This window comes from Serratia sp. Z4 (genome assembly GCF_009900725.1).
GTDB classification, from domain to species: domain Bacteria; phylum Pseudomonadota; class Gammaproteobacteria; order Enterobacterales; family Enterobacteriaceae; genus Serratia; species Serratia nematodiphila.
In genome coordinates this window covers 1-3,201 of the sequence record NZ_JAAABD010000024.1, presented here as the reverse complement: position 1 = coordinate 3,201, position 3,201 = coordinate 1, and the positions used below count along the sequence as shown (strand labels likewise).

The window sequence follows — 3,201 nt, the reverse complement described above, 5'->3', positions numbered from 1 at the left end:
CCCTTGAAGATCAGTCGGGAGTTGGTCTGATTGCGAAAGCGCAGCTGATCGATACCGATCTGCGAGCGATTCGCCGCTTCACGCGCCGCCAGAATGGTGCCGTGATGCGGCGATTTGCCGCACACCGGGTCGGCGTTGTCGGCGTTGCCGGTCAGCATGAACGCCTGGCAGCGGCAGCCGCCGTAGTCTTGCTCTTTCTCCGAACAGGACCGGCAGGGTTCCGGCATCCAGTCATAGCCGCGATAGCGGTTAAAGCCGAAGGAGTGGTACCAGATATGCTGCAGATCGTGCTCCAGCACCGACGGAAACGTAATCGGTAACTGACGGGCGCTGTGGCAGGGTAACGCCATGCCTTCCGGCGTCACGCTCATGAAGATGGCGCCCCAACCGCCCATGCAGCCTTTAGGCCGCTCCTCGTAGTAATCCGGCGTGACGAACAGCAGGTTGGCCAGTTTGCCGTCGGCGGCCATGCGCTCGCGATAGCGTTTCACCACCGCTTCTGCCTCGGCGATCTGTTCGCGGGTCGGCAGCAGCCCTTCGCGGTTCAGGTGCGCCCAGCCGTAGAACTGGCAGGTCGCCAGCTCGACGTCGTCGGCATCCAGTTGGATCGCCAGTTCGATGATGCGGTCGATCTGGCCGATATTATGGCGATGCAACACGAAGTTGAGCACCATCGGGTAGCCGAGCGCCTTGACCGCCCTGGCCATCGCCAGCTTCTGCTGAAACGCCCTGGCGGAGCCCGCCAGCGCGGCGTTCAACGTTTCGTCGCTGGCCTGAAAACTGATCTGAATATGATCCAGCCCGGCGTCGGCGAAGGTTTGCAGTTTCTTCTCGGTCAGGCCGATGCCGGAGGTGATCAGGTTGGTGTAAAACCCGAGATCGCGCGCAGCGGCGATCAGTTCGGGCAGGTCTTTACGCACCAGCGGCTCGCCGCCGGAGAAGCCGAGCTGCACGCTGCCCATCGCCCGCGCCTGGCGAAACACCTCTATCCACTGCGCGGTGGTCAGCTCTTTTTCCTGCGCGGCAAAATCGAGCGGGTTGGAGCAGTACGGACACTGCAGCGGGCAGCGGTAGGTCAGCTCCGCCAGCAGCCAGAGCGGCGGATTCACCGCCGGCGCACGTGGTTCAGTCACGGAAGGTCACCCATTTTTGTTCGTAGGCGCGCTGGAAAAACTCCAGCACGTCGTCCGCCAAGCCTTCGGCGCCGGGGAAGCGGGCGTTCAGCTGCGCGATGATGCCGTTCAGCGTGGTGTGGCCGTCGACCAGCTGCAAGATGGCGGCGGCGCTGTCGTTCAGTTTGGCCATGCCTTCCGGGTAGAGGATCACGTGGCTGTTTTGCACCGGCTCCCATTGCAGGCGGTAGCCGCGGCGGAAGACGGGGGTGTGTTCAGGATTCAGCGTCATTACAGCAGCCTCTGATTGTGCCAGACCCGCGCGGCGGTCACGCTGTGGTAAGGCGGGCGGTTCAGGGTATAGGCCATGATCATGGCGTCCAGCATGCTCCACAGAATGTCCAGCTTGAACTGCAGGATTTCCAGCATGCGCTGCTGCTTTTCTACGGTGTCGCAATAGTCCAGCGCCAGCGCCAGGCCGTGTTCCACGTCGCGGTTGGCCTGGCCGAGGCGGCTGCGGAAATAGTCGTAACCGGCGGCGTCGATCCACGGGTAGTGTTGCGGCCAGCTGTCGAGGCGCGACTGGTGGATCTGCGGCGCGAACAGTTCGGTCAGCGAGCTGCAGGCGGCTTCCTGCCAGCAGGCGCGGCGCGCGAAGTTGACGTAGGCGTCCACCGCAAAGCGCACGCCGGGCAGCACCAGCTGTTCAGAAAGCAGGGCGTCGCGCTGCAGGCCGACGGCCTCGCCGAGGCGCAGCCAGGCTTCGATGCCGCCTTCGCTGCCGCCGTAACCGTCATGATCCAGGATGCGCTGCACCCATTTACGGCGGGTGTCCGGCTGCGGGCAGTTGGCCATGATCGCCGCATCCTTGATCGGAATGCTGGTCTGATAGTAGAAACGGTTGGCCACCCAGCCCTGGATCTGCTCGCGGGTCGCTTCGCCGTTGTGCATCGCGATGTGGTACGGGTGGTGAATGTGGTAATAAGCGCCTTTGGCGCGCAGCGCCGCTTCAAATTCCTGCGGCGTCAGGGGGCGTGGTTGCGTCATGGCGATTCCCTACAGTTCGATGTTCATGCCGTCCCAGCTCACTTCGATGCCGGCGGCGGTCAGACTTTGCCGCTCTGCCGAGTCTTCATTGAGGATCGGGTTGGTATTGTTAATGTGGATCAGGATCTTGCGTTTGGCGGGCAAGGCGCTGAGCAGGGCCGCCAGCCCGTGCTCTTCCGCCAGCGCCAGGTGCCCCATGTCCTTGCCGGTGTTGCGCCCCACGCCGGCGTTGGCCAGCTCATTGTCGCGCCACAGCGTGCCGTCGATCAGCAGGCAGTCGGCGCGGCGCAGCCAGGGCATCAAGGTCTCGTCCGGCTCGCCGAGGCCCGGTGCGTACAGCAGCCCGACCCCGCGCGCGGTATCTTCGATAAACAGCGCCACATTGTGGCCCGGCAGCGGGCGATCGCGGTACGGCGAATAGGGCGGCGCGTTGCTGAGCAATGGAATGGCGGTAAAGCGTACGTTCGGGCAGACCGCCGTGTGAAAAGGTTCGCCGGGCGTTACCGGGTGGTGAATCAACCCGCCGTTCCAGTGGGAGAGCATGGGAAACACCGGGAAACCGGTGCTGAGATCGTCATGCACTTCAGGGGTGCACCAGACGTGGTGCGGGCAGCCCTCACGCAGATTGAGCAAGCCCGCGCTGTGATCGATCTGGCTGTCGGTCAGCACGATCGCGCCGATGCCGGTGCCGCGCAGCACGTCGGGATTGTTCAATTCGGGCGAGGCCAGCAGCTGATGGCAAATGTCCGGTGAAACGTTGCACAGTACCCAGTTTTTACCGTCATCGCTGACGGCGATGGAAGACTGCGTGCGGCGCGTGGCGCTGATGCTGTGGCTGCGAACGCCCCGGCAGTTGTCGCAGTTGCAATTCCACTGGGGAAAGCCGCCGCCCGCTGCCGAGCCGAGAACTTTTATCTGCATGTCTGAACCAGAAAAAGAAGGAAAGAAATGCCCGCGCGAAAGGCGGGCAGACGGGCGATTAACGGTTGGAAATGTACAGCGTCACTTCCAGCCCCAGACGCAGGTCAACAAACTCAGGTTT

Annotated in this window: 5 protein-coding genes; all 5 read right to left on the bottom strand. The window is 63.2% G+C overall.

Annotated elements, in window-relative coordinates:
* The coding region (pqqE, locus tag GT753_RS25585; protein WP_033634064.1) for a pyrroloquinoline quinone biosynthesis protein PqqE at positions 1-1,133 on the bottom strand (1,133 nt) is incomplete at its 3' end.
* A complete protein-coding gene (gene pqqD, locus GT753_RS25580; RefSeq protein ID WP_004929309.1) occupies positions 1,126-1,404 on the bottom strand; it encodes a pyrroloquinoline quinone biosynthesis peptide chaperone PqqD in 279 nt (92 codons plus the stop codon). The genes pqqD and pqqE, both read right to left, overlap by 8 nt.
* Positions 1,404-2,159, bottom strand: a complete 756-nt coding sequence (pqqC, locus tag GT753_RS25575) for a pyrroloquinoline-quinone synthase PqqC (RefSeq protein WP_160126142.1) — start codon at positions 2,157-2,159, stop codon at positions 1,404-1,406. The genes pqqD and pqqC overlap by 1 nt, the downstream gene beginning before the upstream one ends.
* Before the next feature lie 9 nt (positions 2,160-2,168).
* Entirely contained in the window at positions 2,169-3,080 is a 912-nt protein-coding gene (gene pqqB, locus GT753_RS25570; RefSeq protein WP_160126141.1) for a pyrroloquinoline quinone biosynthesis protein PqqB, read from the bottom strand.
* A 58-nt stretch (positions 3,081-3,138) separates the two neighbouring features.
* Positions 3,139-3,201 (bottom strand): pyrroloquinoline quinone precursor peptide PqqA (gene pqqA, locus GT753_RS25565; RefSeq protein WP_075201124.1); only part of this gene is annotated, 63 nt, incomplete at its 5' end.

Bases quoted from the DNA above. Each gene is read 5' to 3' on its own strand.
- pqqD (WP_004929309.1), bottom strand. From the start codon at position 1,404: ATGACGCTGAATCCTGAACACACCCCCGTCTTCCGCCGCGGCTACCGC.
- pqqC (WP_160126142.1), bottom strand. From the start codon at position 2,159: ATGACGCAACCACGCCCCCTGACGCCGCAGGAATTTGAAGCGGCGCTG.
- pqqB (WP_160126141.1), bottom strand. From the start codon at position 3,080: ATGCAGATAAAAGTTCTCGGCTCGGCAGCGGGCGGCGGCTTTCCCCAG.